Origin of the sequence: Thermosynechococcus sp. HN-54 (assembly GCF_023650955.1) — a bacterium.
Lineage (GTDB): Bacteria > Cyanobacteriota > Cyanobacteriia > Thermosynechococcales > Thermosynechococcaceae > Thermosynechococcus.
The window spans coordinates 2,408,357-2,432,104 of the sequence record NZ_CP098039.1 but is presented as its reverse complement, the minus strand read 5'-3'; the positions used below and the strand labels follow the sequence as shown (position 1 = coordinate 2,432,104).

Here is a 23,748-nt window from a genome sequence, read left to right as displayed (position 1 = left end):
GATTTTCTAAACTGGCTCAAATCAATGGGTTATTGAACGTTGAGATCATATTCACGGAACAGGGCGATCGCCCGCTGGACATCCTCTGGACTCGCCGCTGGGGTATCAAAGAGTTCATAGGGCAGTCCTAACTGCTGCCATTTGTATTCCCCCATCTTGTGAAAAGGCAACACCTCTACCTTCTCAACATTGCTGAGGCCAGCCACAAATTGCGCCAACCCGCGAATATTGTCGGGATCATCCGTCAGCCCCGGTACCAAGACGAAGCGGATCCATGTGGGCTTATGGATCTGATCAAGGTACTTGGCCAACTCCAAAGTGGGGGTAATTGTGACACTGGTAACCCGCCGATAGGTTTCCGGTAGGAAGGATTTAATGTCCAGCAAGACTAAATCAGTTGCCGCCACCACCGGCTTAGCAGCCTCCAAAACCACATAACCTGAGGTATCTAGGGCAGTGTGCAATCCCAACTCGTGGCAACGCTCAAAAATTTCGCGGACAAACTCCGGCTGCATCAGGGGTTCACCACCGCTCACTGTCACGCCCCCTTGGCGCAGATAGGATTGGTAGTGCTGAATATCGGCAATCAGTTCATCCACGGTTACGAGTTTGCCCTGATGGGGTTCGCGGCAGTCGGGATTGTGGCAGTACAGACAGCGTAGTGGACACCCTTGGGTAAAAATGACATAGCGAATACCGGGGCCATCTACCGTGCCACAGGTTTCAACGGAATGAATATAACCTGTCACCTTTTGTTTTTCGGGTTGTTTTTCAGGGAGTGTGGAAACCATCATTGGAACCTCGGTGACAACAGAGAGCTTTCATCCTGCAACAGGCAACCTTACGAGGTCTCAAGAACCTCCCTCACAATTTGCTCCTCTTTCAATTCCTCTTTGCAAAGACTTCCCCTCTGGTTACGCAGTGTTGATATTTTTCTCATGGGTGTAGCATTCTTAACAGCTTTTGCGTTCCCCCTAAGCATTGAGCGGTCTTATCTACCTCTTTGAACTTCCCCTACAGCCTTCCCTACTGTGCCGAATGTTTTTCAAGCCAGTGTAATCTCAGCATAGTCAGGAAAAGAAGGGTTTGCACCCTCTCTTAATTAACTCTTAGGATTATGACGCCAATACTAAAGGTTTCCTAACTTCTTTAAGAGTGTTTAAGACAAGTTCTGAGTGTTAATGGCCGTGGGCGATCGCTCACTCAAACCTCAGAAACTATAGAGATTGAGGCCTGTGTTGACGCTCTGAATCTTGCTTTTATTCTACAAAATTTCCTTTGTCTAGGCCAATTGTGCGATTGTTAACAAAAAATTAGCCTTGCGATCGCGCACATTTGCGAGCCTCAAGCACGGCTGCGTACAACGCTGCTTCAAGCTGCTGCGTTAATTCTTGTGCCTGTTGTTTGAGGTTGCCCTCGCGCTCGGCGGGTGTCCACAGGGGCGATCCAATCCAAAGTGCGACACGGGCACGAAACTGCGGCTGCGGATCGTAGGCAATACCAACGGGAAAAATCGGCAGGGGGCGATCGGCCTGCAAGACAAGACGAGCAAGACCGGGCTTGAGGGGACGGACCACTTGATCTGGGACAATCCCGCCTTCAGGAAAGATCACCAACGGCTGACCGGCATTGAGAATCTCCAGCACATGGCGCAAACTACTGGGCTGGGGCCGATTGAGGTTGACCGCAAAGGCACCCAAGCGGCGAATCAACCAGCCCTGCACCCCGCTAAACTCAATGGCATTGGTCATGAAGCGAAGGGGATAGGGCCACACCAAGGGCAAAATGACAGGGTCCCAACGGCTACAGTGCTTGGGAGCAAGGACAAACCGACCCTCTTTGGGTAAGTGCTCGCGACCCACAATCGTCAGCCGCGAAAAGTAGAGGGGCAAAAAGAGACGGTGAATTGGCCAGAGTCCCCAGTAAAGCCATGGCGAGATATGAGATGTGGTGGGTGCTGTTTTTTGCTGACGCATCCGTGCTCCTCCCTAGCCACCCCCACTACAATAGTAGGCTTGTAGCCCCTTGCCTCTGTCGAGGAACAAGCCAATGTCGCAGCCGACCCATCGCTTTGATGCCCGTGTTTGGGGGCAGTTTCTGCGGATTGCCCAGCCCTATTTCTTTCCCCGCGATCGCCGAGGCAGCAGTGTCATCTTTATCCTGCTGCTTTTTCTGGTCATTGCTCTCATGTTTGGCGTCCTCTTTGGCCTCACGGCAGCTATTACCTTTGGCCTCAATGCCCTTGCGCCCGAGCTGATGGGACAAATTGCCGGCGGTCTCATGGCGATGATTCGCTCCCTGTGGGCACAGCCCCTTAGCCGCAGTATCCTGCTGGGGACAGTAATTGTTCCCTTGGGCGTCTTTGCGCTGCTCCGCCCAGCCCTGCTCCCACGGTGGCAAGCGTGGGCACTCTTGGGGTTACTGCTGATGCTTTCCCTCTCCGTGAGTGGACTCAACGTGATCATTAGCTTTGTCGGGCGCTTCTTCCAGACGGCACTGGCGGAGAAAAATGCTGAAACCTACTGGCGCTTCCTCTGGGTCTATGCTGGCGTTTTTGTGGTGGGGACACCGATTGTCGTCATTTATCGCTATGTGCGCGAATATCTAGGGTTGCGCTGGCGGGATTGGCTCACCCGTCATTTTTTGGATCGCTATTTCCAGAATCGAGCCTACTACACCATCGAAAACCAAGGGGAGATTGATAACCCTGACCAACGGATCACCGAGGATGTCCGCTCCTTTACCCAAACCTCGCTCCAGTTTTTGCTGATTATTCTTGGCGAAATTATTGATCTGATTGCCTTTAGCGGCATTCTTTGGAGTATCTCGCAAACCCTAACGCTGACCTTGGTGGGGTATGCCATTGTTGGTACGATTGTGACCGTTTTGATTGGGCAACGCCTGATTTGGCTGAACTTTAACCAACTGCGGCGCGAAGCCGATTTTCGTTATGGCTTGGTTCATGTGCGGGATAACGCTGAGTCCATCGCCTTTTATCGCGGTGAAGGCCAAGAATCGGTGCAGGTGCGGCAGCGCTTTCTGGAGGTACTGCGGAACTTTAACCTCTTGATTGGTTGGCAGCGCAATCTTGATTTTTTCACGACGGCCTATAACTACTTTGTCATCATCGTGCCGGCGGCGGTGGTTGCTCCCCGCTACTTTGCCGGTGACATTGACTTTGGCGCCATTAGCCAAGCCAGTTTTGCCTTCTCTCAGGTGCTGGGGGCGCTCTCAATCATTGTGAACCAGTTTACGAACCTCACGGGGTTTATTGCTGGGATCGAGCGTTTGGCGGAGTTTGATGAGGCGCTGACAACTCCCCCCGTACCACCCCAATCGCAGATTGAATTGGTGGAGCAGCCCTACATTGCCCTAGAGCATGTGACCGTGGATACGCCGAATTTGGCACGGCGGCTCGTGGCGGATGTGACATTTGCCCTTGAGGCAGGGGAAAGTGTCGTGATCATGGGACCCAGTGGGGTCGGTAAAAGTTCGCTACTGCGGGCGATCGCCGGACTCTGGCAAACGGGCAGTGGCCGTATTATTCGTCCGCCGGTGGATGAGGTGCTTTTTTTACCCCAGCGTCCCTACATGGTGCTGGGTACCCTGCGCACCCAACTGCTTTATCCCAGTGGCGATCGCCAGACCCCCGATGATGTCCTTTTACGCGCCCTTGGAGAGGTAAACTTGGCGCACTTGCCAGATCGGGTGGGCGGTCTGGATGTGGAATTGGCGTGGGATGATGTGCTGTCGCTTGGGGAACAACAACGACTGGCGATCGCCCGCCTGCTGCTGAATCACCGTCCCTACGCTATTTTGGACGAAGCCACCAGTGCCCTCGACTTGGCCAACGAAAAACGGGTCTATGAGCATATTCAGCGCACCACCCGCAACTACATCAGCGTGGGTCACCGCGAGAGCCTCATCCAGTACCACACCTATGTCTTAGAACTCAGGGGCGATCGCGAATGGAAATTTTATGCTGTTAGTTAGTCATGGCGACAAACTGTTTTGATATTAACAAACTCCAAGAGTCCTGCCCGTCCCAGTTCGCGACCATAGCCCGATGTCTTAATCCCGCCAAAGGGCAAACGGGGATCCGACTTGACCATGGCATTAATAAAGACGGCACCCGCTTCGAGATCCCGCACAAGCCTCTCTGCTTCATCGCTCTCTTGAGTCCAAGCACTGGCACCCAAACCGAAGGGGGTGGCATTGGCTAGCTCAATTGCCGCAGTCAGGGACGATACCCGAAAGAGCATTGCCACAGGGCCAAATAGCTCTTGGGTAAACACGGGGTTATCTGGAGTCACCTCTGCCAAAATTGTTGGTGCAAAGAAATATCCCTGCTGACAATGACTCGGTAGATCGAGAGAGCGGCGGTAAACTGCCTTGGCGCCATGGGCAAGGGCGAGTTCAACTTGGGCCTGGAGTTCATCACGGATGGCGGCAGTGGCAAGGGGTCCCAGTTGGGTGGTGGGGTCTAGGGGATCGCCAATGACCCACCTCTCAAAGGCGGCTTTCATGCCCTCGGCAAACGTATCATAAACAGCCTCATGAATAATAAATCGTTTGGCAGCAATGCAGGATTGGCCATTGTTAATCATGCGGGCTTGGACAGCGGTGGCGATCGCCTGAGGGAGATTGGCACTGGGCATGACAATAAAGGGATCACTTCCCCCCAGTTCCAGAACCGTTTTCTTGAGGTGCTGACCCGCTGCTTGAGCTAAACTTTTGCCCGCCGCTTCGCTGCCAGTGAGGGTGGCAGCTTTAATCCGCGGATCCGCCACCAGATCAGCAACGGCGCTGCCGGGGATGAGCAGGGTTTGAAAGACCCCCGCAGGAAAGCCCGCTTCACTCAAGAGCCGGGCGATCGCGAGGGCACACTGCGGCACATTAGAAGCATGCTTGAGCAAGGCCACATTCCCCGCCATCAATGCCGGTGCCGCAAAACGAAACACCTGCCAAAAGGGAAAATTCCACGGCATCACTGCCAAAATAATCCCAAGGGGCTGATAGTGAATGGCGCTGTAGCTAACCTCTGTAGGAATGAGTTCAGGCCGCAGGAAAGCCGCCCCCTGCTCGGCATAGTAGCGACAAACCCACGCGCACTTGTCAATTTCAGCCCGCGCCTCGGTAATTGGTTTCCCCATCTCAAGGGTCATCAAGCGAGCAAGCGTATCCCGCTGCTGTTGCAGGAGATTTGCTGTGTTTTCTAGCCACTGGGCGCGCTGATCAAAGGAGGTGAGGCGATAGGTCTCAAAGGTCGTCGTGGCTTGGGCAACAGCTCTTTCTACTTCTTCAGGTTCCAAGGGCGAAAAGGTTTTTAGAACCTCAGCGGTTGTGGGATTAACGGACGCGATTGCCATAATTAAATTTCCCTATTTGGGTGACGCCACTGATCGCTAGCGTCTTGCACACGGGTTCAGTATGCTAATTCTAGCGTTTGTTACAATCCCCCTCGCTTTGCTGAATGGGGCGATCGCAAACCATCGTTGTGCATTCTCATCGCAGTTTTGGGGCGCGCTTTTATGGCAACCATCGTTGATATTGCAGTGAATACTCCCGGCTTTTCCACATTGGTGACTGCCGTGAAGGTCGCGAATCTAGTGGAAGCGTTGCAGTCGCCGGGGCCTTTTACGGTGTTTGCTCCCAATGATGAGGCCTTTGCCAAGCTGCCCGACGGCACCATTACCTCCTTGGTGCAAAATCCTCCCCAATTGGCGCGGATTCTCAAGTATCACGTCGTTGCCGGCGCCTACAAAGCCGCAGATCTGAAAAAGATGGGGATCGTCACGTCCCTCGAGGGTTCCACCATTCCGATTCATGGCGATCATCCCTTGGAAGTCAAAAACGCCACTGTCCTTGCCGCTGATATTGAAGCGGAGAACGGTATTATCCATGTCATTGACACTGTGATCCTGATGGGACTGGATCCAGCGCACTCATTTCAGGCCACGGATGTTCCCTACAAAGTCTAGTCCTCTAGGAGATTTCCCGCACCAGCAGCCCTTGGTAGATTTTCTCCTCGACCAACTGGCGGTAAAGCTCTAGCTCTTCGTAGGTGACTTTGCCATCGGCGCGAATTTGTTGTTTGATCTGTGCCATTTCATCTGCCGTCAGTATGCCGTCAGCGATCGCCCGCTCTAAGAGTCGCTTGAGTTGCGCCAATTCAGCTTTATCGGCCTCTGAGAGAGGGGTGCCATTGGGCTGATAACGTTTCATGGCCATCTCGCCTCCATAACCTCTCTCCCCTATTCTGACGCTAGCACACTGGGATGGAGGCCACCGCCGTCTAAATCTTGATAAAGTTTATAAAAGAATGGTTTTGGGCAGTTCTTAACGCTGAGATCAATAGGCATGCAAACATCAGAAATGAAATACGGTGAACGCGCCATTCAGGAAGGTCAACTGATCACATTTCCCAATCCGCGTCCCGGTCGCGAATACACGATTGATATCACACTGCCAGAGTTTACCTGCAAGTGTCCATTTTCAGGCTATCCTGACTTTGCCACACTCTATGTCAGCTATATTCCCCATGAGAAGGTCGTGGAACTGAAAGCCATTAAGCTTTATATCAACAGTTATCGCGATCGCTACATTTCCCATGAAGAAGCGGTGAATCAAGTCCTTGATGATCTCGTGGCTGCCTGCGATCCGCTGTATATGAAAATCAAAGGGGACTTTGCCCCCCGTGGGAATGTGCATACGGTAATTACGGTCGAACACCGTCGCCAACCGCAGAGTTCATGCTAGAATCATAAGTTGCAATACTGCGGACGTAATTCAGTGGTAGAATGTCAGCTTCCCAAGCTGAACGCCGTGGGTTCGAATCCCATCGTCCGCTTCCTCTAAAACCCCCAAAACTACGCAATTTCGGGCATTTAGGGATTCTGAGATGCCCTTAATAGTCTCAAATGCGACGATGAGATAGGTATTTTCGGGTATGTTTGGGTACCCTTTGTGGGTAAACAGTAGGTAGACATTCAGTTTCGATTTGGTGTCCACACGAACATGAAGCTGTTTACCCGCAAAAATAAGCGGGCTTCCAAGGGTAGCGTCTCCATTTGGATAGCATCCAACACTTGGCTCAACTCCGAACGGGTTACAGGTTCACTCATCCCCAGCCTTCTTTACTAATCCTCTCATGCGCATAACCCTTTGTGACTGCTAGGATGGGAGTTACCCTTAAATTTTCAATTTTTCAATAAGGATTTCTGATGCCAATGGATGTTATCCCCGCCATTGATTTACTTGACGGCAAATGTGTGCGCCTAGTGCAAGGGGACTATGGTAAGGTCAAGGTTTTTCATGATGATCCTGTAAAAGTCGCCCTCTACTGGCAACGGTTGGGTGCTCCCCGCTTACATGTGGTTGACCTCGATGCGGCCAAGACGGGAGAACCGCGAAATTATGATCTGATTGCCAAGATTGTCGCCTCCCTTGAAATTCCTGTACAGGTGGGAGGCGGCTTGCGATCGCGCCAAGCGGTTGCTGATCTTTTCCTCCAAGGCGTCAATCGCGCCATTTTGGGTACCGTGGCTCTTGAAGATCCAGAGCTAGTGGCCAGTTTGGCTGCAGCATACCCTGGACGCATTTGGGTAGGGCTGGATGCTCGCGATGGCTATGTGGCCACACGGGGTTGGCTAGAAACCTCAACCATCTTGGCAACAGATCTCGCCCAAAAAATGGCAGCAATGGGGGTGGCGGGGTTTGTTTACACCGATATTCAGCGGGATGGCACCCTCCAAGGCCCGAATATTCCAGCCCTGCGGCAGTTATTGGCAGCAACTGATCGCCCGGTCATTGCATCGGGTGGCGTGAGTTCTCTGACGGATATTCTGAGCCTTTTTGCCCTAACGCCTCATGGCCTATCGGGGGCGATCGTCGGCAAGGCGCTCTACACCAAGGCAGTGGATTTGCGGGAGGCTATTCGCGCGGTTGGTCAAGGCCGCTGGCAAGATATTCCCCCAGACCTAGGAAGCACGACTTGGGCATAAGTGGCCTAAGATTAAGGCGTTGTTACATCGTTGAGCAGAATGTTAAAGCACCCTGCACTGCGCTCCCTTGGTAAAATTTGGCGGCTGTTGGATGCAGGCGATCGCTGGCAACTGGCAGGAATTGGTGTCTTGATGCTCATTGGCAGTATTTGGGAAGCCTTGGGGGTCGGCTTAGTGCTGCCTTTTATTGCCATTATTGAAAAACCCAGTCGCCTCAATGATCTTCTGTTTTGGCGTCACAGTGCAGTCCCCTTAACCCCACAAGAAGAGTATCAATGGCTGCTCATTCTCAGTATTAGCTTTGCTGTCCTGTTTATCTGCAAGAACCTGTTTATTGCAGGGAGCAACTATCTTCAGTTGAAGTTTTTGAACGAAAAGCAGCGAAAATTTTCAGTCATGCTTTTACGCAGTTATTTATTTAAGCCCTATACCTTTCATCTGCAAAATAATACGGCAAAGCTGATTCAAAACGCTAATGGTGAAACTACAAATATCTTTAATAACTATTTATTACCATTACTGATTATTATTTCAGAATCAATGATTGTCTTTGCCATTTTTACAGTCATTATTCTTAGTAATCCTTTTGTTTCAATTATTGTTATTACAGTGTTAGGGGTTCTCTCCTTTTTATTTTTTAGGTTTTTTCGTGAGAAGCTAAAACAAGTGGGTGCTCAGCGGGTTCATTATGCCCAAAAGGTGGTGCAAAGTATTAATCAGGGACTGGGTGGTATTAAGGAAGTCAAGGTACTCGGTCGTGAGCAGGTTTTTCTTGATGTCTATGAGCAAAATTTGATTGAGGATCGTAGAGCTAATTTTTTCTTGAATTTTATTAACCAACTTCCTCGATCCTATTTTGAAACCCTTGCAGTCATAGCCATTATTCTGATTATCATTCTGACCTTGATTCAGCGGGGGTCAATGACTCAAGTCTTACCCCTGATCTCTTTGTTTGCTGCTGCTGCCTTTCGTTTGCTACCCTCAGCGACTCGACTGATGGTGAGTTTGAATAGTGTCATTTTTTACTCGGCTTCTGTGGATATTATTTACGATGACATTTTGGAGGCGCGTTCTCTAGAAATTCACAAGGCAGAACCTGTCGCTATCAAGCCCTTTCGCGATCGCCTCGAACTGATTGATGTTCACTACACCTATCCGAATGCAGCAAGGCCAGCGCTCCAAGGCGTTTCCCTAACCATCAAACAGGGGGAAATGGTTGGCTTTGTCGGATCCTCAGGAGCAGGGAAAACGACGATTGTCGATTTGATTCTGGGACTCCTAGAACCTAGCCAAGGGGATATTCGTGTGGATGGTGAGAGTATTTATCAGAACCTGCCCCAGTGGCAACGACAGATTGGCTATATTCCCCAAACCATTTATCTTTCCGATGACACGCTGCGGCGCAACATTGCCTTTGGCTTGGCGGATGAGGCCATTGATGAAACGGCTGTGTGGGCGGCGGTAGAAGCGGCTCAGCTAGCCACCTTTGTGCGTAGCTTGCCTGATGGCTTGGATACTGTTGTTGGCGAACGGGGGGTGCGCCTTTCGGGAGGACAGCGGCAGCGAATTGGTATTGCCCGTGCCCTTTATCACAACCCCTCCGTGCTGATTATGGATGAAGCCACAGCGGCTCTCGACAACCAAACGGAAGCAGGGGTCATGGATGCAATCCAAGCCCTGAGTGGGGAGAAAACGATTATCATGATTGCTCACCGTCTCAGCACGGTTATGGAGTGCGATCGCCTGTACCTCATGGCCAATGGCCAAGTGGCGGCTGTGGGCAACTATCAAGAACTGCTGCACATCAGTCCGGAATTCCGAGCGATGGCGCAAGGGTATCAGGGAGCAACCTAGCAACCACCTTGTATTTCCTTAAGGGTGCGTGCCATGAGGACACTATGGGTACCGCGCTCTGGCTCGTCTGGCGCTGGCTGCCGTTGACGGTAGGTGCCATCGGGTTGCAGCTCCCACGCTTGGCGATTGTCGGCCAACATAATTTCCAGCAGTGCTTTGAGTTCCGTTTGAATGGTTGGATCTTGAATGGGGGTAATGGCTTCAACACGGCGATCCAAGTTTCGCGATCGCCAGTCCGCACTGCCAATGTAATACTCTGGCTCCCCATTGTTGCCAAAATAGAAAATCCGTGAGTGCTCCAAGAAGCGACCAATGATACTGATCACGCGAATGCGATCGCTCACCCCCGGTACCCCTGGTCGCAGACAGCACATGCCACGAATAATGAGATCAATTTCCACACCAGCTTGAGAGGCTTCATAGAGGGCACGAATCACCTGCGTATCTGTGATTGCATTCATCTTGGCAATAATTCGGCCGGGGTGACCATTGCGGGCGTGTTCAATCTCACGGTAAATCAGTTGCAGGGTGCGATCGCGCATGGTAACCGGTGCAACGAGGAGCTTGCGATAATCCCGTTGGCGGGAATAGCCCGTGAGGACGTTAAACAATTCTGAGAGATCTGCGCCCAATTCCTCACGGCAAGAAAACAGCCCCAAGTCCTCGTAGAGTCCCGCTGTTTTGGGATTGTAATTGCCCGTACCAATGTGGACATAACGGCGAATTTGCCCCGCCTCTTGGCGCACCACCAGAACTGTTTTGGTGTGGGTTTTCAAGCCGGGGACGCCATAGACCACATGCACACCCACTTTTTCTAGCTTCCGTGCCCAGAGGATATTATTCTCTTCGTCAAAGCGCGCCTTCAATTCCACCAAGACCGCCACTTGTTTGCCATTTTCTGCCGCCTTGATTAGGGCACTGACAATCGGCGAGTCTCCTGAGGTGCGATAAAGCGTCATCTTAATCGCTAGCACCTGTGGATCGTGGGCAGCCAAGGTAATAAATCGCTGCACCGTTGCTGCAAAGGAATGGTAGGGGTGGTGCACAAGAACATCCCCCTCACGAATCAGGCTAAATAGTTCATTAGCCACGGCTTCCCAGTAGTCGGTGCCGAGAGTTGTGATTTCACTGGTGGTGTCAAACATTGACTCCCGCTCCTCCACCCGCTGGAAACGGGGTGGCACTTGGGGGTGCCATTCTGGATCCTTCAAGTGGGGCAAGGGCAAGCTCATAAAAGCGAAAAGATCATTGAGGCACAACAGACCATCGAGTTCATAGACATCAATTTCCTCGAGATCCATCTCCTCCATGAGAGTTTGCCTCAACAGTGGTGGCAGACCGCGCTGCACCTCTAGACGCACCACCGAGCCAAAGCGACGCTTGCGAATTTCCTGTTCAATCGCAATCAGTAAATCATCCGCCTTGTCCGTTTCTAGTTCGAGGTCGGCACTACGGGTAATGCGAAAGGCAAAGTAGGCTTGAATCTCCATGCCCGGAAAGAGGGCACCAAGGTTGTGGGCAATAATTTCTTCAAGGGGAACCCCAACCCAATGGGCGCCTTGGGGCGAGTGCAAATGCTGAGGCAGGGCAACAAACCGCGGAAAGCGATTCGGGACTTTAACCCGTGCCAATCGCTCTTGGCCAGATTCTGGGTCTCGAATCAGAACCGCTAGATTCAAGCTGAGGCTGGAAATGTAGGGAAACGGGTGCGCTGGATCCACCGCTAGGGGGGTGAGGACAGGGAAAACCTGGGCCTGGAAGTAGTCATTCAAGTAAGCCTGCTGTTCGGGCGCCAGTTCATTAAAGCGGGTGAGAAAAATGGCTTCCTTGGCCAAAAGAGCACGCAGTTCCTGCTCGAAATAGCGGTGTTGCTCAGTAACAATCGGCAGCAGATATTGGCGTACAGCTTGCAATTGCTCTGCAGGGGGCATCCCGTCAGCCCCGCCTTGGACAATGCCACTTTCGACTTGCTGCTTCAAACCCGCCACCCGCACCATAAAGAACTCATCCAAGTTGGAACTAAAAATGGCCATAAATTTGAGCCGCTCTAGTAGCGGTGTGCGGGGGTCGTAGGCCTCGTGAAGAACCCGCTTATTGAATTCCAGCCAGCTGAGGGAGCGGTTGAAGTAGTACTGGGGATTCTGGAGGTCAATGGGGTTAGAGACTTTACGGCGAGGGGACTTCGCAGGGGTCATAGCCGTTTGTTCTACGTTGTCAGTTGCACTAGCATCCACTGTACTCGATTCCCCTTTAGCAGCGTTGGTACCGATTCCAGAGCGTACAATGAGAAGGTTAACGTTTGCTAATCGTGGAGATGTTTTGCGAATATGGCCGACGTGGGGGCGACGGGCGCTGAGATTCGGGCAACACGCATTGAGAAAGCCAAAACCCTGCAAGAGCGGGGCATGACTCCCTATGCCTATCGCTGGGAACGGACGCATACGGCTGCTGTTTTGCAAGAGAAATATGCCCACTTAGCTGCGGGCGAAGCGGTGGGCGATCGCGTGAGTGTTGCTGGTCGCATTATGGCGCGGCGCGTCTTTGGCAAGCTCGCCTTTTTTATGCTTCAAGATGAGAGTGGCACGATTCAGCTTTACCTCGATAAGCAAACCATTACCCAAGCGATGGGAGAAGCTGCCTTTGCCGATTTGAAGCACCTCACCGATGTCGGCGATATCCTTGGCGCTGTGGGCACCCTCAAACGCACGGAAAAGGGTGAACTCTCCGTCGTGGTCGAAACCTACAGCCTGCTGACGAAATCATTGCTGCCCCTGCCGGATAAATGGCATGGCCTCACCGATGTGGAAAAACGTTATCGCCAGCGCTACGTGGATCTCATCGTCAACCCCCAAGTCCGCGATACCTTCCGCAAACGGGCGCTGATTACTGCCGCCATTCGTCGCTACCTCAATGAGCAGGGCTTTATTGAAATTGAAACGCCGGTGTTGCAGGCGGAAGCTGGGGGGGCGGAGGCGCGTCCTTTCATCACCTACCACAACACCTTGGAAATGCAGCTTTACTTGCGCATTGCCACAGAACTGCACCTGAAGCGCCTGATTGTCGGTGGTTTTGAGAAGGTCTATGAACTGGGGCGCATCTTTCGTAATGAGGGCATCTCAACCAAGCACAACCCTGAATTTACCTCCATTGAGGTCTATCAGGCCTACGCCGACTACAACGATATGATGACGCTGACGGAGGCAATCATCACCACAGCGGCAATGGAGGTGTTGGGCACGCTCAAGATCACCTACCAGGGGGAAACGATTGATCTGACGCCCCCGTGGCGACGGGTGACCATGCACGATGCAGTGTTGCAAGCCACTGGGATTGATTTTCGCCAATTGAGCGATCTAGCAGCGGCGAAGAAAGCAGCCCAAAAAGCAGGGGTAAAAGACTTAGACACCTGTGATACGATTGGCCGCGTGCTCAACGAAGTCTTTGAGCAAACCGTTGAACCCACATTGATTCAACCCACATTTGTGCTCGACTACCCTGTGGAAATTTCGCCCTTGGCTAAGCCCCACCGCAGCCAACCCGGACTGGTGGAGCGATTTGAATTATTTATTGTTGGTCGCGAACATGCCAATAGTTTTTCGGAGTTAACGGATCCGCTGGATCAACGGCAGCGTTTGGAAGAACAGGCACGGCGCAAAGCGGCTGGGGATTTGGAAGCCCATAGTGTCGATGAAGATTTTCTCACAGCCCTCGAATACGGAATGCCACCGACCGGCGGCTTAGGCATTGGCATTGATCGCTTGGTCATGTTACTAACCGATTCGCCTAGTATTCGCGATGTGATTGCTTTTCCACTGTTGCGTCCCGAATAAGCGATTGGGGTGGTCAACTTTGAGCTGTTTGCTAAAATCTTAAGCATAATTTGCCGAATGACTGATTTGCTTTTGCTAAATGACTTACGCTGAATGGAGGCATGGCCAACAATGTCAGTGCAAACCATTGAAAAACCAGCAACCGTTCGCAAGTTGGCTCCCCGCTATCGGGTGCTCCTTCACAATGACAATGTCAACTCCATGGAGTATGTGGTGGAGGTATTGCTGAAGACTGTGCCGAGCCTCACCCAGCCCCAAGCCGTGGATATTATGATGGAGGCGCACCTAACGGGGGTGGCCTTGGTGATTACCTGTGCCCTTGAGCACGCCGAGTTTTACTGTGAAGGCCTGAAAATGGCAGGACTGACAAGTACCATTGAACCCACTGAATAAGCCGTTTTTGTCCCAGGTGTGGCGGCAGATGATCCGCCGCCCCTTTTGGCTTCGCATCTTTAGTTTTGCCCTGACGCTGGTACTGCTGTGGCTCCCCTTTGGCTTGAGTATCTATTTTCTCTGGGGGAAGGGGGGAGCTGCCAGCTTTGTCAATATGGGGCTGTTATATCTCATCTTTATTCTCTTGCTGCGAGTCTGGGGACGGCGGGTACACCAGCAGCGATCGCCCCTCGTGTTTTACGGACTGAAGGGCGGCTGGAAATTTGGTCGCGATGCCTTGCTGGGATGGCTAGGGGGGGTATTTTTGGTTGCCCTCTTGTTTGCCATCGAGGCTCTCCTTGGCTGGGTAACGTGGCAGGGACTACCCGATCGCTTTGGTCTGCTGCTGTTGGATGGCGTCCTAACCGGTGTGGCGGTGGGCTTTGCTGAGGAATTGCTGTTTCGCGGCTGGCTATTGCAGGAGCTAGAGCTAGAGTACCAACCATGGTTTGCCCTAGTGCTCAATGGGCTGATTTTTGCGGCGCTGCACTATCTGCATCCCTTGGAAGTGATTTTGGCCACATGGCCGCAGTTTTTTGGTTTGGCACTGCTGGGTTGGATTTTGGGGTTGGGCAAGTGGGTCTTTGGCGGGCGATTGGGCTTTCCCATGGGACTCCACGGTGGCTTGGTCTGGGCCTATTTTGGTGTGAATGTGGGCAAGTTAATCAGCTATACAGGAACAGCGCCAGAGTGGCTGACGGGCATCAATGGCAACCCGATCGCTGGCCTAATGGGGGTTGGTATTTTAATCGTAGTGGCCTTAGGACTTAGCTACCGCGTCGCAACCGCACCATAAAAAAGCCATCCATATCCTCCCGTTGTGGCCAAACGGTGATCCAGCCTTCCGCAGTTGCTTTGAGGGGAAAGTCTGGGGGCGGCGGTTCAATGTGCCACTGCGGATGGTGAGCCAGAAAGTGTTGAATCTGGGCTTCATTTTCGGCAGGTTCTAGGCTACAGGTGGCATAGACAAGTAAACCGTGGGGTTTCACCCACTGGCAAACATTGGCCAAGAGTTGAGCTTGCAGGGGCAAGAGTTCGGCCAACCGTGTCTGTAGGGGTTGCCAACGGGCGTCGGCATGGCGGTGCAGCGTTCCCGTTCCAGAGCAGGGTACATCTAAAAGCACGCGATCGCCAGTTGCTGCAAAATCTTGGGCGGTGGCACTATCAAGGGGGTGAATTTCAATGCTCTTAAGGCCGAGGCGATCGCGATTTTGCTCTAATTTCCGCAGGCGACTGGGGGTGCGATCGCAGGCAATGACACGGCCTTGATCTGCCATCAGCTCAGCAATATGAGTGGTTTTGCCCCCCGGTGCCGCACAGGCATCAATGACAACCTCACCCGGTTGGGGAGCCAACAGATGACTCACCCATTGCGCCGCCCGATCCTGAACCGACCAGTAACCTGCGCGATAGCCGGGGAGTTCCTGCATGGGTTGGCCACAGTGGGGGAGGAGGAGTCCTTGGGGCAAGTCGGGAATCGGTTGCAGAGTATAACCGGCTGCCTCAAAGTCGGCAATCAGCTGGCTAGCGGTTGTCCGCAGCGGATTGAGGCGGAGATCGAGGCGGGGGGGCTGATTGAACCACTCACAGAGGGCAATGCATTCCTTGATGTCCAAACGCTCCAACCAAGATGCCATTAGTTCATCGGGAAAGCTATAGCGGCATCCCAGCTGGGAGACCAAGGGTAGGTGAGCAATGAGAGCCTCAAGCGGATCGGTCGTGGAGCGGGTGTAACGGCGCAACACCCCATTGACTAGTTTGGCAAAGCCACCTAAGCCAGTCTCTTTGACGAGTTCAACACTGGTGTCCACGGCGGCATGGGGAGGGATGCGATCCAGATAGCGCAGTTGGTAAAGACCTAAACGCAGCACTAACTGTACTTTCAAGGGCGGCAGTTGCTGACAAAACCCCTGAATCAGGGTATCTAAGGTGCGCTGTTGGCGGATAGTCCCATAGACCAGTTCAGTCACGAGGGCGCGATCGCCCTCCTTGAGAGATCGCTGCTGCAAGACCTGATGGAGCGCCACATCGGCATAGGCACCTTTGGCCACCCGTTCTAGGGCATCAAGGGCAAGACGCCGCGCACTTAGTTCCACGCCGATTGTTCAATCATTTCCCGCTGTTCACTGGTGGCGATCGGCCATTCGGGGTTGTCACCGCCAATCACGAGCGTTTTTAAGGGCACATAGTCCTCACTAAACTGATTGAGGGCATTAATGAGAACATCCAAGGCCAAAGCATCACTGGTGCCAAGATCAAACCAGCAGCGTGCCCAGCAGTCGTTGTATTCAAACTCGCCCATATTGTGCATCACCGCCATCATAGAACTGTCGGCTTGGGCGTGATCGTACTCCAAGTGACTGAGATCTAAGCCAGTTTCTTGGACTTGAAGGTTTTCGGCATTAAAGCCCCCCAGTTTCCCCAAGAAAAACCACGAGTTAAAGACTTCCTCAAGGTACTGTTGCTCAATAGAAGAGGGTGGTGCGGCAAATTCCACCCAAATCCACAAATCAAAGGGATCGACTTCGCGAAAGATCACATTCATGCGCCAACTCCCATTAAACCCTTCTGGAATGCAGGTCGTTGCTGGAGGCGTGCCACATAATCTGCCACAGCAGGATAGGGACTTAAGTCCACCTGAAAGAGCATCTGGAGATAGGCGAGTACTGATCCGAGGGCAACATCAGCCACCGAAAAGTCATTGCCAAGGATGTAGGGTTGCCCCATGAGGGCTGTCTCAATGCCCTTGAGAAGGCGTGGCAGCTGGCGATCGCGCGTTTCGGGGGGAAACATCGCCTGTGTCAGGGTAGAGTTGGCAAACAGCACCCACTGATAGACTTGGGCAGCAGCAGCCGCGTCCTTCGGTAATTCATCATGCACTTGCGCCAAATAGAGCAGAATCGCCCCTGATTCCCACAGGACAACGTCCCCATCAACAATCACAGGCACCTTACCCATAGGGTTGAGTTTGAGAAATTCAGGCTGATGTTGTTCCCCAGCCTGTAGATCCATCAGCACAAATTCATAGGGAATTCCCAATTCCTCTAAATACCAACGGACAATACTGGCGCGGGATTTGGCACCGCCATAGAGCTTTAGCATAGGTCAGTTGCAGCAATGAATTACGTCAGTTAAATCTAAATCAATTATGCTCCCTGATCAGTCTCAATTTGATTTCTCAAGGAAGCCGTCTCTACCGCCCTTTTCTAAACAGCAGTTCTAGAGGCCATTCAGCAACCAGGGTGGCTAACTGCGCATTGGTGTATTGACCCCAAGGCAGTACTCCCAGCACCGGCACTTGGGTGAAGCGGCTGAGAAATTCTGGAGGTGTCCACTGTTCAATCTCCGTGTCGCTACAGGGGGTGACACAGTTGAGAATCAGACCGCGAATGTCCAGCTGATACTGCCGTGCAAGGGCAACATTGGCAACAATTTGGGCGATCGCCCCCAAGCGCACCGTTGCCACCAAGACAAGGGGCAACTTCCAAGCGGCTGCCAAATCCGCCACCGTCCACTCCCAAGTAATGGGCGACCCTAGACCCCCAATCCCTTCGACCAAAAGGTAATCAAATCGCTGTTGAAGCTGCTGATAGGTCTGCCACACAGGGGCTAAATCAATCGTGCGATTTTCCAATTCGGCAGCGATCGGAGGCGCTAGGGGTGCCGCAAAACTCAGAGGACAGACTTCACTGGCCGTTTGGTCGAGGGGCAGCGTTTGACAGTAGTAGTCCCCGTCTCCGATTTCGACCGCAGTCCCACTTTGCATCGGCTTGAGAATGCCCCACCGTTGTTGGGGACGATATTGATGGGCATAGAACCACAGTGCCCGTGTGATCATTGTCTTGCCCACACCAGTATCCACCCCCGTAATCAGTAGGGACTGGCAATGCTGAGAAATAGTGACTCTCCCCTAACGTGAAAATGCTCAATATATTATATCTATTTCATTAAATGTGACGGCAAAATAATGTTCGGCAATATCGGTCGCAAATCATCCACAGAGACAGGGCCAAAGTTCATAATCGTTGGATATTCAAGGGTGAAGTCCACGAGGGTTCCCCGCCGTCCATAGGAACAGCGCCCCCCATCCACAATTAACGGCACCTGCTCACCATAGTATTTTTGGGCATCCTCAAAACTGACAATGAGTTCCGTCCCCACTTTCACCGTTGCTGCCACCAAAAAGAAGGGCAAGGCAGCCACGAGATCGTAGATAAAGCGATCGGGACAAGCTAGATAGACACAATCAAAACCCTGCATAATTTGTGGGTCTAGGTGGGGCTTGCCCTTGACAATCATAGTGACGGGGTAGGGGAAGTGAGCCAGCATTGTTTTTGCCTCTTGGGAGAGGTCTGCCACTTCAGCCGCGCGATCGCCCCAAGTGAGAATGGCTAAGGGCTGTTCTGTACTAAAGTGCTTGAGACGGCGCAGACGCGCAATCGCCTTTGGACTCGTGCCATTGGCGACAAAGCTATAGACCGTGGCCATCGGCAGAATAATGACCTGATCCTGCTGCAAGTGGGTTTGAATCACTTGAAAGCTGCGGGTATCAGCGGGTAGCGATCGCGCCAAGGTGGTCATGTTGGATACTCCGAAAATAGTAGAAGGTAAATTTGTCCTTGATCTCTAGCCTATAGTCAATAGGTTTTAGGGAGAATTGAGAATAGATTGCGTTTAATGATGAGTCTGATAAGCATGATCGCAAGCGGTGCAGTTTCAACTACCCTAGGAAATAGTCCTTAATGAAATGTATGCCGCGCAACCATGGCCGAAACCTTAATGTTTAATGCCCTTCGTGCTGCCATTGATGAAGAGATGGAGCGTGACCCCACGGTATTTGTGCTGGGGGAAGACGTGGGACATTATGGCGGCTCCTATAAAGTCACCAAAGACCTCTACAAAAAGTACGGTGAATTGCGCCTATTAGATACCCCCATTGCCGAAAACAGCTTTACCGGCATGGCCATTGGCGCAGCGATGACGGGCTTGCGTCCCATTGTCGAGGGCATGAATATGGGCTTTTTGCTCTTGGCCTTCAATCAAATTGCCAACAATGCGGGCATGCTGCGCTACACCTCTGGCGGCAACTTCAAAATTCCGATTGTCATTCGTGGTCCTGGTGGTGTGGGGCGTCAACTGGGGGCAGAGCACTCCCAACGGCTCGAAGCCTACTTTCAAGCGGTGCCGGGCTTAAAAATTGTTGCCTGCTCAACACCCTACAATGCCAAAGGCTTGCTCAAGTCTGCCATCCGTGACCCGAATCCAGTGATGTTCTTTGAGCATGTGCTCCTCTACAACCTCAAGGAGGATATCCCGGAGGAGGAATACCTGCTGCCCCTGAATAAAGCCGAAATTGTCCGCACTGGTGAAGACGTAACGATTTTAACCTACTCGCGGATGCGCCACCATGTGCTGCAAGCGGTCAAAACCCTTGAAAAAGAGGGCTACGACCCCGAAGTGATTGACCTCATCTCCCTCAAGCCCTTGGACTTTGAAACCATTGGTGCTTCGATTCGCAAAACCCATCGGGTGGTGATTGTCGAAGAGTGCATGAAGACGGGGGGAATTGGCGCTGAACTCTCAGCCTTGATTATGGAACGCTACTTTGACGAACTGGATGCGCCAGTGATCCGCCTTTCCTCCCAAGACATCCCGACGCCCTACAACGGCACGCTAGAGAATCTCACAATTGTGCAACCGCCCCAAATTGTAGCGGCTGTGCAGAAGCTGGTGCAGGGACAGGTCTAACCATGGGGAAATATCGCGGCTGGCTAATTGCTATTTTGGTGTTGCTGATGGCCGCCACGTGGGTGATTGTGCGCACACCGGCTCGACTGGGCTTAGATCTGCGGGGGGGCGCCCAACTGACGTTGCAGGTGCAAACAACGGACAAGGTGTCGCAAATTACCCCCCAAGTGTTGACGGCAGTTCAAGGGGTGGTGCAACGGCGGATTGATGGCTTGGGTGTTGCCGAAGCCGTGGTGCAAACCGCAGGAGATGATAAGCTCTTGGTGCAATTGCCGGGGGTGACGGATCCGCAGCAGGCGGAGCGAATCCTCAAGGGGACAGCGCAACTGCTCTTTGCTGCGCAGAAACCGGGCACAGAAGCTCAACTGCAAATTGAGCGGCAACTTCAGTCGCAATTGCTCTTGGAGCAAGCCCAACTCTTGGCGCAGCAGGCCGAAAATGCCAACAATCCCGAAGCTCTCAAGGAGATTGCGGCGAAGCTAGAAAAAAATCGTAAATCCCTTGAAAAAAGCCAGCAGGCGATCGCTAGCCTCTTTACGCCCTCAGATTTAACGGGAGCGATGCTCAGGGAAGCCTTTGCCAGTCCCGTGGCTCCCGGCTCCCCCAACTGGAGTGTGATTGTCCGCTTTGACAGTGAAGGGGCGGAGTTATTTGCCAAGCTCACGAAGGAAATTGCGGGTACAGGTCGAAGTCTGGGGATTTTTCTTGACGATCGCCTGATTAGTGCGCCAACGGTGGCGGTGGAATATGCAGAAACGGGGATTGTCGGAGGAAGTGCAGAGATTTCCGGTGGCTTTACTGCCCAAACGGCTAATGATTTAGCAATTCAGTTGCAAGGGGGGGCACTGCCCGTTCCCCTCGAGGTGGTGGAAAACCGCACTGTGGGCGCTTCGCTGGGTCAAGATAGCATTCGCGATAGCCTCTATGCCGGTTTAGCGGGCTTGGTGTTAGTGCTGATCTTTATGGTGGCCTACTACCGCCTGCCGGGACTGATTGCCGACATTGCCCTGATTCTCTACGCCATTTTGACCTACGCCGCGTTTCTGCTTTTCGGCGTCACCCTAACCCTACCAGGGATTGCCGGTTTTATTCTCAGTATTGGTATGGCCGTAGATGCCAACGTGCTGATTTTTGAGCGCACCCGTGAGGAGTTGCGGGCGGGGAAAACGCTGTACCGTGCCGTTGAGGCAGGGTTTGATCGCGCCTTTGCCAGTATTCTCGATAGCAATGTTACCACCTTGATTGCCTGTGCTGCTCTCTTTGCCTTGGGAACAGGGTTTGTGCGCGGTTTTGCCGTGACCTTGGCCATCGGTATTGGCATTAGTATGTTTACGGCTCTCACCTGTAGTCGCACGTTCCTGTTCTACGCCATTAGCATTCCCAGTCTGCGTAAGCCCAACTGGTTCTGTCCCAAACTGGAGAGCTTCCGATGAGCTTTAGTGTCAATCGCCAGCGATCGCTCTGGTGGGGGTTGTCCCTTGTCGTTATTCTCAGTGGCTTGGTGGCCATGGCCCTCTCTTGGATATCCCTTGGCAGTCCCCTGCGGTTGGGCTTGGATTTTATTGGTGGCACGCGATTGCAATTTGAACTAGCCTGTAGCGCCACCGCCAATTGTTCCCAGCCCATTGATATTGATGCGGTGCGTCAAGTCCTCAACCAAGAGGGATTGGGCAACAGTAGCCTGCAAATTGTGGATCAGTATGGGGTGAGCATTCGGACAGTGCCCCTCGATGTTGATCAGCGCACGCGCCTCAGTGCTGCCCTTAGCCAAAAAATAGGGGACTTTGACCCCCAGAAAACCCAAATTGAGACTGTAGGCCCTACCCTTGGCGAAGAAATCCTGCGATCGGGGCTGCTGGCGCTCTTGGTGTCGTTTATTGGCATTACGATTTACCTAACCCTGCGTTTTCAGTTTGACTATGCCTGTTTTGCTTTAGTGGCGCTGGTTCACGATGTGTTGGTGACCACGGGAGTGTTTGCCATTTTGGGGCTAGGGGCAGGGGTGGAAATTGATAGCCTCTTCATTGTCGCGCTGCTCACCATCATTGGCTTTTCGGTGAACGATACGGTGGTCATCTACGATCGCGTGCGGGAAACCCTGAAGCTTAACCCAAATCTCGGCATTAAAGAGGTGGTAGATCAGGCGGTGGTGCAAACCCTTGGTCGCTCGATTAATACCACCTTAACGACCCTACTGCCCCTGATTACGATCTTCATCTTTGGCGGTGATACGTTGCGCTACTTTGCCCTAGCGTTGATCATTGGTTTCACGACGGGAGCTTACTCCAGTATTTTCATTGCCAGTACCCTCCTTGCGTGGTGGCGCGATCGCCAGCCGCCCCGTCCCGCTGCGAATACACTGGAGACAACGCCTACGCCCTAGCTGGTTGTGCTGATTCCCCTCACCCAAGAAAAAGTCCGTCAATTGGTGCCGCTGGTGGCCACGGGTTCCCAGTATCGCTACGTCTGGGGCAAACTTCAGGACTTTCTGCGACGCCTCACTTTCTCCGTGGTGGCGGTGGCGATTGTCGCCTTTGGTTTGAATTTTCTGGGGGATAGCACACAGCTTGTCTTGGGACTCATTGCCGGTCTCTATTGGCTCTGGGCACCGGCTGTCTTGGCTACATTGCGCAATCGTCGCCACCGGCGGTTTCCCTATGGGGGCTTTTGGCGCGGGCGCGTCTTGGATGTCTATGTTACGGAAGAGTTAATTGGCAAAGAGGAAACCGTTGACGACAAAGGGCAATTGGTGATTATTGAAAACCGTGAACGGTGTTTGAATCTAGAGATTGGTGATAAAACCGGCTTTGAAACCAGAGTACGGGCCAAGTTGTTGCGCCAACACCGCGGGATTCGCCCCGGTGATGTAGCGGAAATGCTGGTTCTCTCCCGTCGTCCTGATCTTGCAGAGATTGAACTGATTTCTGAAGTCTTCCTGCCCCGCCATCGCCTTTGGATTGGCACCTACCCGATCTTGCAGCGGGATGCCTTTATCGATCTATCGGAAACGCTGCGGCGCAAGGCGCGTTCTAAAACCCCGCGGCGATCGCCCCAACCACGACGTTCCAGCCTGTGATACCTTAAAGGAAAGAAATAAAAGTTAACAATCTTCGATATTCCTTTGACTGCTCTTACGTCCCCCTCGGTTTTTCCTGCGCTGCGCCTTGGCTCACGGCTGGCTTGGTTTCTCTTTGGCTTTGCTGCCTTCTTGGTGTCGGTTCCCGTCTTTATTGAGGCGCCCCTCGTGCGGACACAGCCTTGGCTGAGTTTGGCTCTGATGCCGCTGCTGCTGGGTCTCAGTCTTTACCTCCAACGCCAACCCCGCTACCGTTATTGGGGCGAGATGCTCTACGGATTTAGCTGGTGCTGGGGAGCTGGCTCTCTGTACTGGGGGTGGTTGCGCTGGGAACCCCTGTGGCATTTGCCTGTTGAGGCACTGCCAATCCCCCTGATGGTATGGCACCTACGACAGCGGCAGCAACTGGTGGGGGTGTTCTTTTTTTGGGGATCCTTTCTGGGCACTGCCATCACTGATGCCTACTTTTACCTCATTGATGTGATTCCCCATTGGCGCGCCATCATGTACCTCGAAGGGGATGTGATCTCCGTTCAGGAAATACTAGGTCAGGCGATCGCCCAAGCCCAGACCTTTGGTGGCCAACTATGGGGAGTGCTCCTCAGCCTCAGCTTACTGCTCATTGGCCTACTTCCCCTCTTTCAATCCCAGATTCGTCGTGGCTATACTGCTGTTTTGCCCGTGTGGGGATTTATGGGCGCTGTCTTGAGTACACTCGTTGTTGATGGTCTCTTTGGCCTCACTATTGGCCTAATATCAATGAGTTAAAAGAGTTAACCTCTGTCAGCGCAAATGACTAAAATCA

23 protein-coding genes and 1 tRNA gene are annotated in these 23,748 nt (G+C 52.6%); 14 read left to right on the top strand and 10 right to left on the bottom strand.

All coding sequences use genetic code 11. The features are described from left to right. Positions 1-29 precede the first annotated feature (29 nt). Together pflA and NBE99_RS11920 are read right to left on the bottom strand one after the other, a co-directional pair. A complete protein-coding gene (gene pflA / locus NBE99_RS11925) occupies positions 30-794 on the bottom strand; it encodes a pyruvate formate-lyase-activating protein (RefSeq protein WP_250682271.1) in 765 nt (254 codons plus the stop codon). A gap of 519 nt (positions 795-1,313) precedes the next feature. Further along, positions 1,314-1,976, bottom strand: a complete 663-nt coding sequence (locus tag NBE99_RS11920) for a 1-acyl-sn-glycerol-3-phosphate acyltransferase (protein ID WP_250682270.1) — start codon at positions 1,974-1,976, stop codon at positions 1,314-1,316. Positions 1,977-2,049: 73 nt separating this feature from the next. Between NBE99_RS11920 and NBE99_RS11915 the strand changes: the two genes are divergently transcribed. Further along, a complete protein-coding gene (locus tag NBE99_RS11915) occupies positions 2,050-3,993 on the top strand; it encodes an ABC transporter ATP-binding protein/permease (protein ID WP_250682269.1) in 1,944 nt (647 codons plus the stop codon). Here NBE99_RS11915 and NBE99_RS11910 read toward each other — a convergent pair. Further along, complete coding sequence (locus tag NBE99_RS11910; RefSeq protein ID WP_250682268.1) at positions 3,990-5,369, bottom strand: NAD-dependent succinate-semialdehyde dehydrogenase; 1,380 nt, start codon at positions 5,367-5,369, stop codon at positions 3,990-3,992. The two genes, NBE99_RS11915 and NBE99_RS11910, sit on opposite strands and share 4 nt — an antisense overlap. Before the next feature lie 162 nt (positions 5,370-5,531). Between NBE99_RS11910 and NBE99_RS11905 the strand changes: the two genes are divergently transcribed. Continuing rightward, positions 5,532-5,981, top strand: a complete 450-nt coding sequence (locus NBE99_RS11905) for a fasciclin domain-containing protein (protein ID WP_250682267.1) — start codon at positions 5,532-5,534, stop codon at positions 5,979-5,981. Between the two features lie 4 nt (positions 5,982-5,985). Here the strand turns inward: NBE99_RS11905 and NBE99_RS11900 are convergent, their stop codons facing one another. Next, a complete protein-coding gene (locus NBE99_RS11900) occupies positions 5,986-6,231 on the bottom strand; it encodes a hypothetical protein (protein ID WP_250682266.1) in 246 nt (81 codons plus the stop codon). A gap of 129 nt (positions 6,232-6,360) precedes the next feature. Between NBE99_RS11900 and queF the strand changes: the two genes are divergently transcribed. The 4 genes from queF to NBE99_RS11880 all read left to right on the top strand — a co-directional run bounded on the left by queF (position 6,361) and on the right by NBE99_RS11880 (position 9,857). Then, positions 6,361-6,759: a preQ(1) synthase gene (gene queF, locus NBE99_RS11895; RefSeq protein WP_250682265.1), complete on the top strand. Its 399-nt coding sequence runs from the start codon at positions 6,361-6,363 to the stop codon at positions 6,757-6,759. A gap of 19 nt (positions 6,760-6,778) precedes the next feature. Then, a tRNA-Gly gene (locus NBE99_RS11890) sits at positions 6,779-6,850 on the top strand. A 379-nt stretch (positions 6,851-7,229) separates the two neighbouring features. Next, positions 7,230-8,003 (top strand): 1-(5-phosphoribosyl)-5-[(5-phosphoribosylamino)methylideneamino]imidazole-4-carboxamide isomerase, encoded by a 774-nt coding sequence (hisA, locus tag NBE99_RS11885; protein ID WP_250682264.1) that lies wholly within the window; start codon positions 7,230-7,232, stop codon positions 8,001-8,003. Between the two features lie 39 nt (positions 8,004-8,042). Beyond that, positions 8,043-9,857, top strand: a complete 1,815-nt coding sequence (locus NBE99_RS11880) for an ABC transporter ATP-binding protein (protein WP_250682263.1) — start codon at positions 8,043-8,045, stop codon at positions 9,855-9,857. On the opposite strand, the gene ppk1 is transcribed toward NBE99_RS11880, so the two are convergent. Then, positions 9,854-12,052: a polyphosphate kinase 1 gene (gene ppk1, locus NBE99_RS11875; protein WP_250682262.1), complete on the bottom strand. Its 2,199-nt coding sequence runs from the start codon at positions 12,050-12,052 to the stop codon at positions 9,854-9,856. The two genes, NBE99_RS11880 and ppk1, sit on opposite strands and share 4 nt — an antisense overlap. Before the next feature lie 132 nt (positions 12,053-12,184). On the opposite strand from ppk1, the gene lysS reads away from it, so the two are divergent. The 3 genes from lysS to NBE99_RS11860 all read left to right on the top strand — a co-directional run bounded on the left by lysS (position 12,185) and on the right by NBE99_RS11860 (position 14,915). Beyond that, positions 12,185-13,687, top strand: a complete 1,503-nt coding sequence (gene lysS, locus NBE99_RS11870) for a lysine--tRNA ligase (protein ID WP_250682261.1) — start codon at positions 12,185-12,187, stop codon at positions 13,685-13,687. A 111-nt stretch (positions 13,688-13,798) separates the two neighbouring features. Further along, positions 13,799-14,080: an ATP-dependent Clp protease adapter ClpS gene (gene clpS, locus NBE99_RS11865; protein ID WP_024123996.1), complete on the top strand. Its 282-nt coding sequence runs from the start codon at positions 13,799-13,801 to the stop codon at positions 14,078-14,080. 16 nt (positions 14,081-14,096) lie between these two features. Further along, a complete protein-coding gene (locus tag NBE99_RS11860) occupies positions 14,097-14,915 on the top strand; it encodes a CPBP family intramembrane glutamic endopeptidase (RefSeq protein ID WP_250683732.1) in 819 nt (272 codons plus the stop codon). Here the strand turns inward: NBE99_RS11860 and NBE99_RS11855 are convergent. The 5 genes from NBE99_RS11855 to NBE99_RS11835 all read right to left on the bottom strand — a co-directional run bounded on the left by NBE99_RS11855 (position 14,887) and on the right by NBE99_RS11835 (position 18,700). Beyond that, positions 14,887-16,215, bottom strand: a complete 1,329-nt coding sequence (locus NBE99_RS11855) for a 16S rRNA (cytosine(967)-C(5))-methyltransferase (RefSeq protein ID WP_250682260.1) — start codon at positions 16,213-16,215, stop codon at positions 14,887-14,889. The genes NBE99_RS11860 and NBE99_RS11855 overlap by 29 nt on opposite strands. Then, positions 16,206-16,664, bottom strand: a complete 459-nt coding sequence (locus tag NBE99_RS11850; protein ID WP_250682259.1) for a DUF3531 family protein — start codon at positions 16,662-16,664, stop codon at positions 16,206-16,208. Before NBE99_RS11850 ends, NBE99_RS11855 begins: the two co-directional genes overlap by 10 nt. Beyond that, positions 16,661-17,221, bottom strand: coding sequence for a glutathione S-transferase family protein (locus NBE99_RS11845; protein WP_250682258.1), 561 nt, complete (start codon positions 17,219-17,221; stop codon positions 16,661-16,663). The genes NBE99_RS11850 and NBE99_RS11845 overlap by 4 nt, the downstream gene beginning before the upstream one ends. 91 nt (positions 17,222-17,312) lie before the next feature. After that, positions 17,313-17,957 (bottom strand): dethiobiotin synthase, encoded by a 645-nt coding sequence (bioD, locus tag NBE99_RS11840; RefSeq protein ID WP_250682257.1) that lies wholly within the window; start codon positions 17,955-17,957, stop codon positions 17,313-17,315. 101 nt (positions 17,958-18,058) lie between these two features. Then, a complete protein-coding gene (locus tag NBE99_RS11835; protein WP_250682256.1) occupies positions 18,059-18,700 on the bottom strand; it encodes an L-threonylcarbamoyladenylate synthase in 642 nt (213 codons plus the stop codon). A gap of 183 nt (positions 18,701-18,883) precedes the next feature. On the opposite strand from NBE99_RS11835, the gene NBE99_RS11830 reads away from it, so the two are divergent. From NBE99_RS11830 to NBE99_RS11810, 5 genes are read left to right on the top strand one after another with little or no spacing between them, the layout of a single operon-like run. Next, entirely contained in the window at positions 18,884-19,867 is a 984-nt protein-coding gene (locus tag NBE99_RS11830) for an alpha-ketoacid dehydrogenase subunit beta (protein ID WP_250682255.1), read from the top strand. 2 nt (positions 19,868-19,869) lie between these two features. After that, positions 19,870-21,300, top strand: coding sequence for a protein translocase subunit SecD (gene secD / locus NBE99_RS11825; RefSeq protein ID WP_250682254.1), 1,431 nt, complete (start codon positions 19,870-19,872; stop codon positions 21,298-21,300). Beyond that, positions 21,297-22,250 (top strand): protein translocase subunit SecF, encoded by a 954-nt coding sequence (gene secF / locus NBE99_RS11820; RefSeq protein WP_250682253.1) that lies wholly within the window; start codon positions 21,297-21,299, stop codon positions 22,248-22,250. The genes secD and secF overlap by 4 nt, the downstream gene beginning before the upstream one ends. A 6-nt stretch (positions 22,251-22,256) precedes the next feature. Next, the gene (locus NBE99_RS11815) at positions 22,257-22,943 is read left to right on the top strand and encodes a phosphate ABC transporter permease (RefSeq protein WP_250682252.1); all 687 of its coding nucleotides are present in this window, start codon (positions 22,257-22,259) and stop codon (positions 22,941-22,943) included. A gap of 45 nt (positions 22,944-22,988) precedes the next feature. Continuing rightward, positions 22,989-23,711, top strand: coding sequence for a DUF3120 domain-containing protein (locus NBE99_RS11810; RefSeq protein WP_250682251.1), 723 nt, complete (start codon positions 22,989-22,991; stop codon positions 23,709-23,711). Positions 23,712-23,748 lie beyond the last annotated feature (37 nt).